This is a genomic window from Streptomyces rishiriensis (genome assembly GCF_030815485.1).
In the GTDB taxonomy this organism is placed as follows: domain Bacteria; phylum Actinomycetota; class Actinomycetes; order Streptomycetales; family Streptomycetaceae; genus Streptomyces; species Streptomyces rishiriensis_A.
Genome location: NZ_JAUSWV010000002.1, coordinates 1,629,087 through 1,645,149 on the forward strand (window position 1 = coordinate 1,629,087; position 16,063 = coordinate 1,645,149).

Annotated in this window: 15 protein-coding genes; 2 read left to right on the forward strand and 13 right to left on the reverse strand. The window is 71.5% G+C overall.

The annotated features are described in order from the left end of the window. Nucleotides 1-3: 3 nt before the first annotated feature. The 12 genes from secD to pgsA all read right to left on the reverse strand — a co-directional run bounded on the left by secD (nt 4) and on the right by pgsA (nt 11,005). Nucleotides 4-1,788 (reverse strand): protein translocase subunit SecD, encoded by a 1,785-nt coding sequence (gene secD, locus QF030_RS09640; protein WP_307162239.1) that lies wholly within the window; start codon nt 1,786-1,788, stop codon nt 4-6. Between the two features lie 133 nt (nt 1,789-1,921). Next, nucleotides 1,922-2,434 (reverse strand): preprotein translocase subunit YajC, encoded by a 513-nt coding sequence (yajC, locus tag QF030_RS09645; RefSeq protein ID WP_307162240.1) that lies wholly within the window; start codon nt 2,432-2,434, stop codon nt 1,922-1,924. 175 nt (nt 2,435-2,609) lie between these two features. Further along, nucleotides 2,610-3,668 (reverse strand): Holliday junction branch migration DNA helicase RuvB, encoded by a 1,059-nt coding sequence (gene ruvB / locus QF030_RS09650; RefSeq protein ID WP_307162241.1) that lies wholly within the window; start codon nt 3,666-3,668, stop codon nt 2,610-2,612. Nucleotides 3,669-3,677: 9 nt separating this feature from the next. Further along, the gene (ruvA, locus tag QF030_RS09655; protein WP_307162242.1) at nt 3,678-4,283 is read right to left on the reverse strand and encodes a Holliday junction branch migration protein RuvA; all 606 of its coding nucleotides are present in this window, start codon (nt 4,281-4,283) and stop codon (nt 3,678-3,680) included. After that, nucleotides 4,280-4,828 carry a crossover junction endodeoxyribonuclease RuvC gene (ruvC, locus tag QF030_RS09660; RefSeq protein WP_307162243.1) on the reverse strand — a complete coding sequence of 183 codons (549 nt, stop codon included), beginning with the start codon at nt 4,826-4,828 and terminating at the stop codon, nt 4,280-4,282. Before ruvC ends, ruvA begins: the two co-directional genes overlap by 4 nt. Before the next feature lie 151 nt (nt 4,829-4,979). Continuing rightward, complete coding sequence (locus QF030_RS09665) at nt 4,980-5,732, reverse strand: YebC/PmpR family DNA-binding transcriptional regulator (protein WP_307162244.1); 753 nt, start codon at nt 5,730-5,732, stop codon at nt 4,980-4,982. A gap of 74 nt (nt 5,733-5,806) precedes the next feature. Continuing rightward, entirely contained in the window at nt 5,807-6,418 is a 612-nt protein-coding gene (gene pdxT, locus QF030_RS09670) for a pyridoxal 5'-phosphate synthase glutaminase subunit PdxT (protein ID WP_307162245.1), read from the reverse strand. Nucleotides 6,419-6,425: 7 nt separating this feature from the next. After that, the gene (gene pdxS / locus QF030_RS09675; protein ID WP_307162246.1) at nt 6,426-7,337 is read right to left on the reverse strand and encodes a pyridoxal 5'-phosphate synthase lyase subunit PdxS; all 912 of its coding nucleotides are present in this window, start codon (nt 7,335-7,337) and stop codon (nt 6,426-6,428) included. A 233-nt stretch (nt 7,338-7,570) separates the two neighbouring features. Beyond that, nucleotides 7,571-8,122: a hypothetical protein gene (locus QF030_RS09680; RefSeq protein ID WP_307162247.1), complete on the reverse strand. Its 552-nt coding sequence runs from the start codon at nt 8,120-8,122 to the stop codon at nt 7,571-7,573. Between the two features lie 32 nt (nt 8,123-8,154). Next, entirely contained in the window at nt 8,155-9,324 is a 1,170-nt protein-coding gene (locus tag QF030_RS09685; protein ID WP_307162248.1) for a glycosyltransferase family 4 protein, read from the reverse strand. Further along, nucleotides 9,321-10,238, reverse strand: coding sequence for a phosphatidylinositol mannoside acyltransferase (locus tag QF030_RS09690; RefSeq protein WP_307162249.1), 918 nt, complete (start codon nt 10,236-10,238; stop codon nt 9,321-9,323). Before QF030_RS09690 ends, QF030_RS09685 begins: the two co-directional genes overlap by 4 nt. After that, nucleotides 10,235-11,005: a phosphatidylinositol phosphate synthase gene (gene pgsA / locus QF030_RS09695; protein WP_307167521.1), complete on the reverse strand. Its 771-nt coding sequence runs from the start codon at nt 11,003-11,005 to the stop codon at nt 10,235-10,237. Before pgsA ends, QF030_RS09690 begins: the two co-directional genes overlap by 4 nt. A 208-nt stretch (nt 11,006-11,213) precedes the next feature. Between pgsA and QF030_RS09700 the strand changes: the two genes are divergently transcribed. Together QF030_RS09700 and QF030_RS09705 are read left to right on the forward strand one after the other, a co-directional pair. After that, nucleotides 11,214-13,409: an elongation factor G-like protein EF-G2 gene (locus QF030_RS09700; protein ID WP_307162250.1), complete on the forward strand. Its 2,196-nt coding sequence runs from the start codon at nt 11,214-11,216 to the stop codon at nt 13,407-13,409. A 198-nt stretch (nt 13,410-13,607) separates the two neighbouring features. Then, nucleotides 13,608-15,269 (forward strand): hypothetical protein, encoded by a 1,662-nt coding sequence (locus QF030_RS09705; protein ID WP_307162251.1) that lies wholly within the window; start codon nt 13,608-13,610, stop codon nt 15,267-15,269. 186 nt (nt 15,270-15,455) lie between these two features. Here QF030_RS09705 and QF030_RS09710 read toward each other — a convergent pair whose 3' ends face one another. Next, nucleotides 15,456-16,019 carry an HIT family protein gene (locus tag QF030_RS09710; protein WP_307162252.1) on the reverse strand — a complete coding sequence of 188 codons (564 nt, stop codon included), beginning with the start codon at nt 16,017-16,019 and terminating at the stop codon, nt 15,456-15,458. Nucleotides 16,020-16,063: the final 44 nt, after the last annotated feature.

Sequence of the window (16,063 nt, forward strand, 5' to 3'; positions counted from 1 at the left end):
CGCTCAGGCCTCCTTCGTCTCGACGGGGCCGGCGGCGGGGCCACCGGGACGGCGGGTGCGGCGCAGCGGCGGCTGCGCACCCAGGCTCTTCGGGTCGAGGCCGGACCACTTGTGGCCGCTCGCGAAGAACTTCCGCCGAGCGATGAGCGTCATCAGCGGCTTGGTGAAGAAGAAGACCACGACCACGTCCAGGACGGTGGTCAGGCCCAGCGTGAACGCGAAGCCCTGGACCTTGCCGACCGTGACGATGAAGAGCACGGCGGCGGCGAGGAACGACACGAAGTCGGAGACCAGGATGGTGCGCCGGGCGCGCGGCCAGGCCCGCTCGACGGCGGGTCGCAGGGTACGGCCCTCGCGGATCTCGTCCCGGACGCGTTCGAAGTACACGATGAACGAGTCCGCCGTGATGCCGATGGCGACGATGGCGCCACAGACGGCGGGCAGGTTCAGCGCGAAACCGATGGCCGGACCGAGCAGCGCCATCAGCACGTAGGTGAGGGCCGCGGAGACCAGGAGCGACGCGAGCGCGATCATCGCCAGGCCGCGGTAGTAGGCCACCAGGTAGATCACGACCAGCAGGAGGCCGATGGCGCCGGCCAGCAGACCGGCGTGCAGCTGGTCGCCGCCGAGCGCCGCCGTCACCGTGGTCACGCTCTGCTCCTCGAAGGAGAGCGGGAGCGCACCGTAGGACAGCATGTTGGCGAGGCCCTGGGCCTCCTCCTGTTCGAAGCTGCCCGAGATCTGGGCCTGGCCGCCGGTGATGGAGGAGCTCACGTACGGGCTGGAGACGACGTTGCCGTCGAGCACGATGCCGAACTCGTTCTGCGGCTGGGTGTTCTGCGCGAGCTTGCCGGTGATGTCGGCGAACTTCTTGCCACCCTGCTTGGTGAAGGTCATGTTGACCTGCCAGCCGGCGGCGCCCTGGGTGTCGAAGATGGCCTGGGCCTTGTCGACCTCGGTGCCGTCGACGGCGGCCGGGCCGAGCAGGTACTTGTACCAGACCTTGTCGATCTCACCGCAGGCCACGGTGGCGTCCGCGGGCTTGACCCCGTCGCCGGCCGAGGCACGGACCGACTCCTTGGAGCAGTCCAGGGCGGCGTACTTGGCCTGGAGCGCGGCGTCGTCCGCGGTGACGGCGGCGCCGCCGCTCGCGGAGGCCGACGGGCTGGCGGAGGAGCTCGCCCCGGCGGAGGCCGACGGGGTGGAGTCGGCCTTCAGCGCGTCGGTGACGGCGCGGCCCTGCGAGGTGGCGGAGGCCGACGGCGAGGACGAGGAGGTCGCCTTCTCACCGGTGCCGGAGGCACTCGCCGAGGGGCTCGGAGAGGCGCTGGAGGAGCCGCTCGGCGACGCGCTCGAGGACGCGCTCGGCGAGGCGGCGGCGGAGCCGGTGGCCTCCTGGGCCAGGACCGGACGGAAGTACAGCTTGGCGGTGGTGCCGACCTGCTCCCGGGCCTTCTCCGAGTTGGTGCCCTTGGGGATGTTGACGATGATGTTGTCGTTGCCCTGGGTCTGCACCTCCGCCTCGGAGACGCCCAGCCCGTTGACACGGCGGTTCATGATCTCGACCGCGGTGTCCATGTTGGCCTTGTTGATCGCGGATCCCTGGTCCGACTTCGCCTTCAGCGTGATGCTGGTACCGCCGGCAAGGTCGATGCCGAGACGCGGGGTGGTGTGACCGGAGGCGAACATGCCTGCGGTGAGCCCCACGATGGCGATCAGGATCAGGACCAGCGAGCGCCCTGGCTTGCTCTGGGCACTCGCGCTCCGGCCCTTCTTGGGTGCTGCCACCTTCTCGTACTCCCTCTCGGGCCGCCTCGCGCCGGGTCAGCGCGGCGGCGGCCAAACATGGTGTCGGGATCCCCTGGCGAGATGCGCGCGCCCCGGTGCGGACGGGTCGGACCCGTGTGCGCCGGGGACGGTGCTACTTCGCGTCGGAGTCGCCGTCGGTCTTCTTCGGCTCTTCGGCGGCCTCGGCCTGGTCGGCGTCGGCGGCCTTCTCCTGCACCTCGTCGGTCGCGTCCTTCTTGCCGAGGTCGACGGCCTTGTCGTCGGAGGCGGCAGCTTCGTCGACGGGGGCGTCGCTCTCGGCGGACCCGGTGAGGGAGGAGGCGTCGTCCGGGACGACGTCGGAGTCGGACTTCAGGTCGTGCTCGATGCCGTGGACGATGCGGTTGTACTCGTCGTCGGTGAGGACGGCGCCGATCGAGTTCTTCGCGAAGAGCAGGTCGACGCCCGGACCGGCGTCGAGGAGGACCGTGTCCTCGTTGACCTCCTTCACCGTCGCGTACATGCCCCCGATGGTGCGGACACCACTGCCGGGCTGCATGTCGTTTCGCATGGCGGCGGCCGACTGCTGCTTCTTCTTGGCCGACCGGGTCATCAGGAACATGGCCCCGATGAGCACGATGAACGGGAGGAGGGTCACAGGACTCACGGGACGGACTTCCTTCGGACGACCGCGATGGTGGAGCGGCCTGTTGGATGGGGGTGGTGTGCTGCCGACAACGGCGGCATCGGCGGAGTCTAAGCGAGTCCGCGCGCATGGAACAACGCTCAGCATGGCACCTGGGTTCCTGACCCGGCCAGCACCTGCGCCGCAGCCCTCCGCGTCACGCCCCGAACAGGTCCTGTTGTCCACTTCCCCGGGCGGGGGTGAGGCCGAGGTGCGCCCACGCGGCCGGGGTCGCCACCCGCCCCCGCGGGGTACGGGCGAGCAGTCCCTCCCGTACCAGGAAGGGCTCGGCGACCTCTTCCACGGTCTCGCGCTCCTCCCCCACCGCCACCGCGAGCGTGGACAGACCGACCGGGCCGCCGCCGAACAGCTTGAGCAGGGCCTCCAGGACCCCGCGGTCGAGGCGGTCCAGGCCGCGCCCGTCCACCTCGTAGACCTTCAGCGCGGCCTCCGCGATCGCGCGGGTGATCCTCCCGTCCGCCTTGACCTGCGCGTAGTCGCGTACGCGGCGCAGCAGGCGGTTGGCGATGCGGGGGGTGCCGCGGGAGCGGCCGGCGATCTCGGCGGCGCCGGCGGTGTCGATCTCCACGTCGAGGAGGTCGGCGGAACGGTGGATGACCCGCTGGAGTTCCGCGGGCTCGTAGAACTCCATGTGCGCCGTGAAACCGAAGCGGTCGCGCAGCGGTGGCGGCAGCAGGCCCGCGCGCGTGGTGGCGCCGACGAGCGTGAACGGGGGCAGCTCGAGCGGGATGGCGGTGGCGCCGGGGCCCTTGCCGACGATGACGTCGACGCGGAAGTCCTCCATCGCCATGTACAGCATCTCCTCGGCGGGCCGCGACATCCGGTGGATCTCGTCGAGGAAGAGGACCTCGCCCTCCTGGAGGGAGGAGAGGATCGCCGCCAGGTCGCCCGCGTGCTGGATGGCGGGGCCGCTGGTGATGCGGATCGGGGCGCCCATCTCGGCGGCGATGATCATCGAGAGGGTGGTCTTGCCGAGGCCGGGGGCGCCGGAGAGCAGCACGTGGTCGGCGGTGGCGCCACGCGCGCGTGCGGCGCGCAGCACGAGGTCGAGCTGTTCGCGGACCTTCTCCTGGCCGATGAACTCGCCCAGGTCCTTGGGGCGCAGGGCGGCCTCGACGGCCTGGTCCTCGCGGTCGGCGACCGAGCCGACCAACCGCTCCGGGGCGGCTTCTTCGGTCGTGTCGTCCCAGTTCACTGACGTCTCCTAGCGGGCGCGGTTCAGGGTCTGAAGGGCGGCCCTCAGGAGGTGGCCCACCTGGGGCGCGCCGTCCGCGGCCTCGGCCTGCGGGGTCACGGCGGCAACCGCCTCGTCGGCCTCGCGGGTCGCGTAGCCGAGGCCGAGCAGGGCGGCGTGCAGCTGGTCGCGCCAGCCGCTGGTGACCGGTGCGCCGACCACGGGGGCGCCGAGCGGCTCGCCCAGGCGGTCCTTCAGTTCCAGCAACAGCTTCTGGGCGCCCTTCTTGCCGATGCCCGGCACCGCGACGAGGGCCTTCTCGTCGCCCGTGGCCACCGCGCGACGCAGGGCGTCCGGCGCATGGACGGCCAGCATGGCCTGGGCGAGCCGGGGGCCCACCCCGCTCGCCGTCTGGAGCAGCTGGAAGACCTGGCGCTCGTCGTCGTCCACGAAGCCGTACAGGGTCAGCGAGTCCTCGCGCACGACGAGGGAGGTGGCGAGCTTGGCAGGCCGGCCGAGCCGGAGGGTGGACAGCGTGTTCGGCGAGCACTGGACGGCCATGCCCACGCCGCCCACCTCGATCACGGCGGTGTCGGGAGCGAGGGCGGCGACGGTGCCGCTGACGAAGGCGATCATGCCGTACGGCCTTTCGGTGTCGTCTGTGCTGTGGCCGTGTGCAGGGCGACGGCCTGCTGGAGCCGGTTCTGCGCGGGGCCGCGCCAGATGTGGCAGATGGCGAGCGCGAGGGCGTCGGCGGCGTCGGCGGGCCTGGGCGGCGCGTCGAGCCGCAGCAGGCGCGTGACCATCGCGCCGATCTGGGCCTTGTCCGCGCGTCCGCTGCCGGTGACGGCGGCCTTGACCTCGCTCGGGGTGTGCAGGGCGACGGGAATGCCGCGGCGGGCGGCGCACAGCATGGCGACGGCGCTGGCCTGGGCGGTGCCCATGACCGTGCGGACGTTGTGCTGGCTGAACACCCGCTCCACGGCGACGGATTCGGGGCGGTACTCGTCGAGCCACCGTTCGATGCCCTGCTCGATGCCGACGAGGCGCTGTCCCAACTCGGCGTCGGCGGGCGTCCGTACGACGCCCACGCCGAGCATGGTGAGCGGTCGGCCCGCGACTCCCTCGACGACACCGACACCGCATCGCGTCAGTCCGGGGTCCACCCCCAATACCCGCACGCGCCTTCCCCTCTTCGCGGCCGGACCGCCGCTGCGGTCCGTGGACGGTGATCTCTGACGTTCGCCAGGCTATCCGCTGCCACCGACAACGACGTCGGGCCGGTAGGACGTGTCCCACCGGCCCGACGGATCCGCTCAGCGCGCGGCGGCGCTACGCGTCGACCTTCTCCATGACCTCGTCGCTGACGTCGAAGTTGGCGAAGACGTTCTGCACGTCGTCGCTGTCCTCGAGCGCGTCGATCAGCTTGAAGATCTTCCGGGCGCCGTCCTCGTCGAGCTCGACCTGCATGGTCGGGACGAAGTTGGCGTCGGCGGAGTCGTAGTCGATGCCGGCCTCCTGGAGCGCGGTGCGCACCGCGACCAGGTCGGTGGCCTCGGAGAGGACCTCGAAGGACTCACCGAGGTCGTTGACCTCCTCGGCGCCCGCGTCGAGGACCGCGCCGAGCACGTCGTCCTCGGCCAGCTCACCCTTGGGGACGATGACGACGCCCTTGCGGTTGAAGAGGTACGACACCGAGCCCGGGTCGGCCATCGAGCCGCCGTTGCGGGTCATGGCGACGCGGACGTCGGAGGCGGCGCGGTTGCGGTTGTCGGTGAGGCACTCGATGAGCACCGCGACGCCGTTCGGACCGTAGCCCTCGTACATGATCGTCTCGTAGTCGGCGCCGCCGGCCTCGAGGCCGGCGCCGCGCTTGACCGCGGAGTCGATGTTCTTGTTGGGGACCGAGCTCTTCTTGGCCTTCTGGATGGCGTCGAACAGCGTCGGGTTGCCGGCCGGGTCGGCGCCACCGGTGCGGGCCGCGACCTCGATGTTCTTGATCATCTTCGCGAAGAGCTTGCCGCGCTTGGCGTCGATCACGGCCTTCTTGTGCTTCGTCGTAGCCCATTTAGAGTGGCCGGACATCTGCCTGTCTCCTTCGCGTAACCCAACCTGGACGAGCTCCCCGGGCTCGCGGAGCCTGAGGGGACCCCCAGATCCTACAAGGACGCCGCTGTCCGGTTCGCCCGCACCATGTCCACGAACAGGCCGTGCACCCGGTGGTCGCCGGTCAGTTCCGGGTGGAACGACGTGGCGAGCGCGTTGCCCTGGCGGACGGCCACGATGTGGCCTTCATGCTCGGCGAGCACCTCGGTCCCGGCACCGACGGACTCGACCCACGGGGCGCGGATGAAGACGGCCTCCACCGGCTCGCCCGCGACGCCGTCCACGTCGAGGGCGGCCTCGAAGGACTCGTTCTGCCGCCCGAACGCGTTGCGGCGCACGATCATGTCGATGCCGCCGACGGTCTCCTGGCCCGAGCGCGGGTCGAGGATCTTGTCGGCGAGCATGATCATGCCCGCGCAGGTCCCGTAGACGGGCATTCCGGCCCGCACGCGCGCGCGAAGGGGCTCCATCACGCCGAACAGGACGGCGAGCTTGGAGATGGTGGTGGACTCACCGCCGGGGATGACGAGGCCGTCCACCTCGGCGAGTTCCTCGGGGCGCCGCACCGGCCTGGCCACGGCGTCGGCCGCGGCCAGGGCGATGAGGTGCTCCCGTACGTCGCCCTGGAGTGCCAGGACGCCGATGACAGGGGCTTCGCGGTTCATGAGGTGATTACCAGCCGCGGTTGGCGTAGCGCTCGGCCTCGGGCAGGGTGTCGCAGTTGATGCCGACCATGGCCTCGCCCAGGTTGCGGGAGGCGTCCGCGATGATCTTCGGGTCGTCGTAGAAGGTGGTGGCCTTCACGATGGCGGCGGCGCGCTTGGCCGGGTCGCCGGACTTGAAGATGCCGGAGCCGACGAAGACGCCCTCGGCGCCGAGCTGACGCATCAGCGCGGCGTCGGCCGGGGTGGCCACACCGCCGGCGGAGAACAGCACGACGGGGAGCTTGCCGAGTTCGGCGACCTCCTTGACCAGCTCGTACGGGGCGCGCAGGTCCTTGGCGGCGGCGTACAGCTCGTTGTTGTCGAAGCCGCGCAGCCGGGCGATCTCGTTCTTGATCTGGCGCAGGTGACGTACGGCCTCGACGACGTTGCCGGTGCCGGCCTCGCCCTTGGAGCGGATCATGGCGGCGCCCTCGGCGATGCGGCGCAGGGCCTCGCCCAGGTTGGTGGCGCCACAGACGAAGGGGGTGGTGAACGCCCACTTGTCGGAGTGGTTGACCTCGTCGGCCGGAGTGAGGACCTCGGACTCGTCGATGTAGTCGACACCGAGCGACTGGAGGACCTGGGCCTCGACGAAGTGGCCGATCCGGGACTTCGCCATGACCGGGATCGAGACGGCCTCGATGATCTCCTCGATCATGGTGGGGTCCGACATGCGGGCCACGCCGCCGTCCTTGCGGATGTCGGCCGGGACCCGCTCCAGGGCCATGACGGCCACGGCGCCCGCGTCCTCGGCGATCTTCGCCTGCTCGGCGTTGACCACGTCCATGATCACGCCGCCCTTGAGCTGTTCGGCCATGCCGCGCTTCACGCGCGCGGTGCCGGTCTCGGGGGTCTGGTTTTCGGAGAGCGTGCTGGACACGGGGACCTCACTCGTAGGAAAAGGGGCTTCGGCAGCAACGAGGAAACGCGAGTGGACCAGTCCACAGCAAGGGCCAATGGAAAGCCCGTGGATCCTTTTCGGTCGATCATGCGGACCGCAGCGGCCTCACCGACGTTTCCGCGAACCGCGTCGACGTGCCTTCCGGAGCCCCGGCCCTCAGCTCCCCGACGAGGACCCGGCAGCAGGTACGCCCCCCGCGCGCGGTCAGCGGTTCAGGCCGCGCGGTCCGCGAGGGCGGGGGGCGGCTCGTCGTCCATCTCGAAGGCCATCGGGAACGGGGCGTGGCCGGCCAGCCGGAACCAGCGGACCTTGCGGTGCTGGCGCAGTCTGCGGACCGCGCCCACGGCGTCGTTGTGGAAGCGGCGGGCCATGGGGACCCGGCGGACGGCCTCGGTGAGCTCACGCGCCGCCGCGTCTCCCCCGGGCGCCTCCCGTACGACGTCCAGTTGCCGCGCGTCCGCGAAGACGGCCCGCAGGGCCTGGCTGAGTTCGCTCTCGGCGACCTCCCGCTGCTCCTCCTCGGCCTGCCGCGCCGCGTGCGCGGCCTCGTACAGGACGATCGAGGCGGCGGGGTCGAGCACCTTGGAGGTGGCCAGTTCCTGGGCGACGGACGCCCGGCGCAGCAACTGCGCGTCCAGGGCGGCGCGGGCGGCGTCGATGCGGGCGTGCAGCCGGTCCAGGCGCCCCGCCGTCCAGCTCAGGTACAGGCCGACGGCGACGAGGACGACGAGGGTCCAGATCAGGGTTGCGGTCACGGGCGGCAAGGCTACCCGTGACCCTCAGGGCGGCGCTGTGGTCAGTCCCGCGCCAGACCGAGCCGGGCCCGCAGGCCCGTCGATCCCCGGTCGTCCTCGGCCGCCACCGCCGCCGCGCCGGCCGTCACCGTCTCGTACACCGACAGGATGTCCGCGCCGACGGTCGACCAGTCGAAGCGGCGTACGTGCGCGCTGCCCCGCTCGCGCAGCCCGGCTCTGCGCTCCGGGTCGCCCAGGAGCCGTACCGCCGCCTCGGCCAGCGCGTCCGCGTCCTCGTTGGCGAACAGCTCGCCGGCCGCTCCCTGGTCGAGGACCTGGGCGAAGGCGTCCAGGTCGGAGGCGAGTACCGGGGCCCCGGCCGACATGGCCTCGACGAGGACGATGCCGAAGCTCTCACCGCCGGTGTTGGGCGCGACGTACAGGTCGACGCTGCGCAGGAACCGCGCCTTGTCCTCGTCGCTGATCATGCCGAGGAACTCCACGCGCGCGTGCAGCTCCTTCGGCAGGCTCTCCACCGCCTCCTTCTCGTCGCCCCGGCCGGCGACCAGCAGCCGGGCGTCCGGGCGCTCGGCGAAGATCCTCGGCAGGGCCCGCATCAGTACGGGCAGGCCCTTGCGCGGCTCGTCGATGCGCCCGACGAAGCCGATCGTGCCGCCCTGCCACTCGGGGTTGGGCTCGGCCTCGGCGAAGAAGTCGACGTCGACGCCGTTGGGGATGACCACCGCGTCCCCGCCGAGGTGCTCCACCAGCGTGCGCCGGGCGTACTCGCTCACCGCGATCCGCGCGCTGATCTTCTCCAGGGCGGCCTGGAGGATGGAGTACGCGGCGATCATGGCGCGCGAGCGCGGGTTGGACGTGTGGAAGGTGGCCACGATCGGGCCCGACGCCGCCCAGCAGGTCAGCAGACCGAGCGAGGGCGAGGTCGGCTCGTGGATGTGCACGACGTCGAACGCCCCGTCGTGCAGCCAGCGCCGCACGCGCGCGGCGGACAGGAAACCGAAGTTGAGGCGCGCCACCGAGCCGTTGTACGGCACCGGGACCGCGCGGCCGGCCGAGACGACGTACGGCGGCAGCGGGGTGTCGTCGTCGGCCGGGGCCAGGACGGACACCTCGTGACCGAGCCGGAGGAAGTACTCGGCGAGGTCGCGGATGTGGAACTGGACGCCACCGGGAACGTCCCAGGAGTACGGGCAGACGATGCCGATTCTCACGCGGGGTCCCCGTCCGACGGGCGGGGTTCCAGGTCCGCGAGCCACAACCGCTGAAGCATGTGCCAGTCCTCCGGGTGGTCGGCGATGCCGGTGGCGAAGGCGTCTGCCAGCGACTGTGTCATGACTGACGTCTTCTCGGCCCGCGTACCGGACCGGGGTACCTCGACCGGGGGATGCACCCGGCCCCGCATGACGGGCGAGTCGTCGTACCAGAGGGTGACGGGGAGCAGCAGCGCGCCGGTCTGCTGGGCGAGCAGGGCCGGTCCGGCGGGCATGGTGGCGGTGTCGCCGAAGAAGTCCACCTCGACCCCGGAGGCGGACAGGTCGCGCTCGGCGACCAGACAGACCAGCCCGCCGTCGCGCAGCCGCCGGGCCAGGGTGCCGAAGGCGGTACCGCCGCTGTGCGGCAGCACCTCCATGCCGAGGCCCTCCCGGTAGGCGACGAACCGGTCGTACAGCGTCTCCGGTTTGAGACGCTCGGCGACCGTGGTGAAGGGCGTCCCGAGCTTGGTGGTGACCCAGGCGCCGGCCAGGTCCCAGTTGCCCATGTGCGGCAGGGCCAGGATGACGCCCCGGCCGGAGGCGATCCCGTCGGTCAGGTAGTGCACGTCCTTGGGCTCGAAGCCGTTGCCGACGCGCTCGGCGCTCCAGGCCGGCAGCCGGAAGGACTCCATCCAGTACCGCAGATAGGAGCGCATCCCCGCGCGCGAGAGTTCGGCCAGGCGCTCGGGGCTCGCGCCGGGCACCACGCGCGCGTAGTTGCTCTCCAGCCGTCGCACGCCCTTGCCGCGCCGCTTCCACGCGAGGTCGGCGACGGTACGCCCGAGGCGTACGGCGACGGGCTCGGGCAGCTTCTTGACGGTGCTCCAGCCGAGGCCGTACAGCGCGTCGGTCAGGCGCTCCTGGGCGCTCACTTCGCGGCCTCGCTCCCCTGCGCCTCGTGTCCCTGGGACTTCGGGTCCTCCTGCGCCGCTCGGGCCTCCTGGTCCGCTGCGGCCTCCGCCTCGGCCGACTCGCGCCGGACCGTGACGACCCGCTGGATCAGGGTGACGAGGCTGCCGACGGCGACGATCCACAGCGCGATCGGCAGCAGCACCTGGATGCCGGGCACGCCGAACGCGTGCAGACCCGCCAGGCCGGCCGCGACCAGCGAGATCACCAGGCGCTCGGCGCGCTCCACGAGCCCGTTGACGGCGACCGGCAGGCCGATCGACTCGCCCCGGGCCTTCGTGTACGACACCACCTGGCCGCTGGCCAGGCAGAAGATCGAGACGGCACACAGGACGTTGTCGTCGCCGTTGCCCGCGTACCAGAGCGCGAAGCCGCCGAAGATCGCGCCGTCGGCCACCCGGTCGAGCGTGGAGTCGAGGAAGGCGCCCCAGCGGCTGGTCCGGCCGAGCTGGCGGGCCATGTTGCCGTCGACCAGGTCGGAGAAGACGAAGAGCGTGATCACGATCGTGCCCCAGAAGAACTCGCCCCTGGGGTAGAAGACCAGCGCGCCCGCGATCACGCCGGCGGTGCCGAGGAGCGTGACCGTGTCGGGGCTCACACCCCGGCGGATGAGAAACGCGGCGAACGGTGTGAGGACACGCGTGAAGAATGCACGCGCGTACTTGTTCAGCATGGCCTTCCCGATGGTCGGTGTCGCCGCGCGACCCCTGCTGGCCGCCGGCTGGCCCATCGTAGCCACGCGCGCGTGTGTGCGACGGTCGGGCACCCGGACCCCGTGTCACGGCGTGACGGCATCCCGGGTCGCGTCCGCCGTATGGACGAGCCGTGACGGGAGTGGAAAGCTCGAAGGACCGCGGGCGTCGCCGGAGCCGCCATCGCACGCGGGGCCGCCGTGCCCGCGCCCCCAGTGACCTCACCGTGTTCGGGAGGCAAGGAAAATGGGCGACAAGGCGCATGCACATCCCGGAGCCGCCGGCAGGGCTACAGCGGCCGACCACCCCGCGTCCGTACGGAATGTGGTGCTGGTCGGCCACTGCGGATCGGGCAAGACGACTTTGGTGGAGGCTCTCGCGCTGACGGCGGGAGCGGTGAACCGGGCGGGCCGCGTGGAGGACGGCGGCACCGTCTCCGACTACGACGAGATCGAGCACCGGCAGCAGCGCTCGGTGCAGCTCTCCCTGGTGCCCGTGGAATGGGACGGCATCAAGGTCAACGTCCTCGACACCCCCGGATACGCCGACTTCGTCGGTGAACTCAGGGCCGGTCTGCGCGCCGCGGACGCGGCCCTCTTCGTCGTCTCCGCGTCGGACGGCGTGGACGGCTCGACCCGGATGGTGTGGGAGGAGTGCGCGGCCGTCGGCATGCCGCGGGCGATCGTCGTGACCCACCTGGAGGCCGCCCGCGCGGACTTCGAGGAGATGACGCGGATCTGCGCGGAGGTCTTCGGGGGCGACGACCCGGACGCAGTCCTTCCGCTGTACCTGCCGCTGCACGGGCCCGAGGGGCCCGACGGGCACGCGTCGGTGACCGGACTGACCGGGCTGCTGTCGCGGAAGCTGTTCGACTACTCCACCGGCGAACGCAAGGAGTCGGAGCCGGGCGCGGACCAGCTGCCGGACATCGAGGCGGCCCGCAACCGGCTGATCGAGGGGATCATCGCCGAGAGCGAGGACGAGACCCTCATGGACCGCTATCTCGCCGGCGAGCAGATCGACGTCAAGACACTGATCGAGGATCTGGAGCGGGCCGTCGCGCGCGGCACGTTCTTCCCCGTGCTCGCGGCCGCCCCGGCCGCCGAGGGCGCCCGGCAGGGCCTCGGCACGGTGGAACTGCTGGAACTGGTCACCAGGGGCTTCCCGACGCCCGTGGAGCGCCCGGCGCCCCGCGTGACGACGATCGACGGCGAGCCGCGCGAGCTGCCCCCGTGCGATCCGGACGGGCCCCTGGTCGCGGAGGTCGTGAAGACCTCGTCCGACCCCTACGTGGGCCGCGTCTCCCTGGTGCGGGTCTTCTCCGGCACCCTGCACCCCGACGAGACCGTCCATGTCTCGGGGCACGGCCTCGCCGACCGCGGCCACGAGGACCACGACGTCGACGAACGGATCGGCGCCCTGTCCGCGCCGTTCGGCAAGCTTCAGCGGAACCTGACGCACTGCATCGCGGGCGATCTCGCGTGCGTGGCGAAGCTCGGCCGCGCGGAGACCGGCGACACCCTGTCCGCCAAGGGCGACCCGCTGCTCATGGAGCCCTGGAAGATGCCCGACCCGCTGCTGCCGCTCGCCATCCAGGCGCACAGCAAGGCCGACGAGGACAAGCTCTCGCAGGGGCTGGGCCGGCTGGTCGCCGAGGACCCGACGATGCGCCTGGAGCAGAACCAGGACACCCACCAGGTGGTCCTGTGGTGTCTGGGCGAGGCCCATTCGGACGTGGCGCTGGAGCGGCTGCGCTCCCGCTACGGCGTCCAGGTCGACGTCGTCCCGCACAAGGTTCCCCTGCGGGAGACGTTCGCGGCGAAGTCCGGCGGACGCGGACGGCACGTCAAGCAGTCGGGCGGACACGGCCAGTACGCCGTCTGCGAGATCGAGGTGGAGCCGCTGCCGGGCGGCACGGGCATCGAGTTCGTGGACAAGGTCGTCGGCGGCGCGGTGCCCCGGCAGTTCATCCCGTCCGTCGAGAAGGGCGTACGGGCGCAGGCGGCCAAGGGGGTGGAGGCCGGGCATCCGCTGGTCGACATCCGGATCACCCTGCTCGACGGCAAGGCGCACTCGGTGGACTCCTCGGACGCCGCGTTCCAGACGGCGGGCGCGCTGGCGCTGCGGGAGGCGGCGGCCGACGCGCGGATCCATCTGCTGGAGCCGGTGGCCGAGGTGACCGTCGTGGTCGGCGACGCGTACGTCGGCGCCGTGATGAGCGATCTGTCGGGGCGGCGCGGGCGGGTGCTCGGCACCGAGCAGACCGGCGGCGGGCGCACCCTCGTCAGGGCCGAGGTGCCCGAGATCGAGATCGGCCGGTACGCGGTCGACCTGCGCTCCCTCTCCCACGGCACGGCGCGCTTCCGGCGCGCGTACGCCCGGCACGAACCGATGCCGCCGCAGGTCGCCGAGAAGGTGCGCCAACAGGCGCGGAACGGCTGACGGTTGATGCCCGCCGGCCCTCAAGTGGCCGGTGGGGCACCGTAGTGGAACATTCCCCTCCGAATTGGCGGGCGGCTTCGGCCGTCCGCCGACGGATGTCACCGCCTGCGGATACGCTGATGACCTGATCAACAGGTGTGCGAAGTACGGAAGTCGGGAAAGCCGCAGAAGCGGGAGCGGCGGCGATCGGGGGCGGGAATGACCGTAGGCAGCGGTTACGCGGACTTCTTCGGACCACAGGTGCCGCAGACGGGCGACGGCGGACAGACACCGACCTTCGCCCTGGCCTCGGCGGCCTACCGGGACAATCCGGTCGAGGACATCAAGAAGGCCGACAACGAATGGCACCAGACCGCGGTCAATCCCGGTCGCAGCTGGGCCAGGATCTTCCGGCCCAACCTCGGCGAGGCGTTCTCCCAGGCGGTGATCGACCGCATGCTGAGCGTCGGCCGCAAGCCGCTCATCCAGTCCTTCGGCAGTGAGCCGCAGGCCGTCGTCGAGCACTGCCTCGCGGCCAACCGCATCCGCCGCGAGCGCGACCAGAAGCTGGCCGGCGTGATGCTGCTGTGCGGTGTGCTCTTCCTGCCCGGGCTGCTGGTGTGGCTGCTGGTCTTCCAGCTGCGGGCGACCATGGGGAGACTGGACAACAAGCGGGTCTCCGGCGTCGGCACCGGCCTGCTCGTCGCCGTGGGCGCCCTCGCCGTGCTCTTCCTGGTCAAGATGCCGTTCGGCGGACTCGTCGGCTGGTACGCGCGCGGGTGCGTCGTGGCGCCGGTGGTCGGCTGGTTCCTGGCCAAGCGGATCTGCGAGGGCACCGCGACGGACCTGCGCGGGCGCTGGGACAGCCTGCTGTCCGGCAGCAGCGTCGGCGCCAAGGTCCCCGAGGCCGTGCCGACCAGCCCGAACCAGACGGCGGCCGAGCAGCTGCGCCAGTCCCTGGCCCGGCTCAGCGCGGAACAGCAGTCCAACTCGGTCTTCTACGCCGGCCCCAAGGGCATACTCGGCATGGGCACGCGCTGGGGCGCCTGGCACCTCGCCGAGGAGCTGACACCGCTCGACCCCGTGAAGGGCGTCCACGAGTTCCGCAGCTGGACGGTCGTCCGGGCCATCCACGACCAGCTGAACCTGCTGCCCCGGCAGAGCCTGAAGACCGGCGGCTTCCCGCCGCCCACGGTCCGGCACTGGATCGTCACCCCGGTGGGTGAGAACGCCAAGGCGGTCGCCCGGCCGGAGGGCACCGACGTCGAGGCCTACCAGGTCAAGCCCAGAGCCATAGAGGACATCTGCAACAACCAGCAGTTCGGCGGCGGCGACCGGCACTACCTGGGCGTCCAGTGGCCGCTCTGGGACGGCCAGTTGATCATCACCATGCTGATCACGGTGACGGTGCTGCACGAGACCCTGCGCATCGAGGTGACCGGGCACGCCCTGGGCCCGGTGAACGGCCTGTTCACCACGAAGTCCGAGGCCCCCGTCAAGGAGGTCGCCAAGAGCGTGCGGTTCTGGGAGACGCGGACGGTCAAGCTTCCGCTGGTCACCGCCGACGAGGTGGTCCGGCTGGCCGCGCGGGCGACGATCAGCTGGTACCCGCCGCTGCTGAAATGGCTCGGCGGTTCCATCGGCCTGCCGGAGCCCTTCGGCCTGCGGCACGCCTGGGCCGACCAGCCGTGGCGGCACCGGTTCATGGCCGACGACGCGCTGCGCGCGGCCACGCCGGTCCTGCGGGTGGTGCACTCGGCCGCGATCAGGGTGCTCAAGGAGCACGACGTGGACGTCGACAAGTTCAGCTCGCGCTCGTCCGCCCTCAGCGGTGCGGTCCAGGACGTGTCGCCGCGCAAGGCGGACAGCTACGACGCGTAGGCCTCCGGCGGCCGGCCGGGATGGCGCGGGTGTCCTGGGCGCCGTCCCACCGGCGCCGCGCCCCCGGCCCCCGCTTTCGGCCCGGGCGGCCTCGTCCTCGAACGCCGGACGGCTGCGGAGCCCGGGCGGGCCGGGCAGCCCGGGCGAAGGGCGGAAAGGTTCCGGAGCCGGCCTCCCGTCGCGGGGCTAGGCCGGCGTCGGCCAGGACTCCGCCAGCATTTTCCTCGTGTCCGCGAGGAGTTGGGGCAGTACCCGCGTGTGGCCCACCACCGGCATGAAGTTCGTGTCCCCGCCCCAGCGGGGCACGATGTGCTGGTGCAGGTGAGCGGCGATGCCGGCGCCCGCGACGGACCCCTGGTTCATGCCGATGTTGAAGCCGTGCGCGCCGGACGCGGTGCGCAGCGCCGTCATCGCCTGCTTCGTCAGCTCGGCCAGCTCGGCGGTCTCCGGCACCGTCAGGTCGGTGTAGTCGGCGACATGCCGGTAGGGGACGGTCATCAGGTGGCCGCCGTTGTAGGGGTACAGGTTCAGCACCGCGTACACGTGCTCACCGCGTCGGACGACCAGACCGTCCTCGTCGGACTTGGCCGGGATCGAGCAGAAGGGACAGCCGTCGTCGGCGCCCGGGCCGGTCGGCTTGTTCTCACCCTGGATGTAGGCCATCCGGTGGGGGGTCCACAGACGCTGGAACGCGTCCTGCGTACCCACTCCGATCTGCTGCTCCGGCTCACTCGTCATGCAAGGCAGCATATTGCTTCGCCCGTTCGCGGCGTGTCGCAGGGGTTGGGCGAACA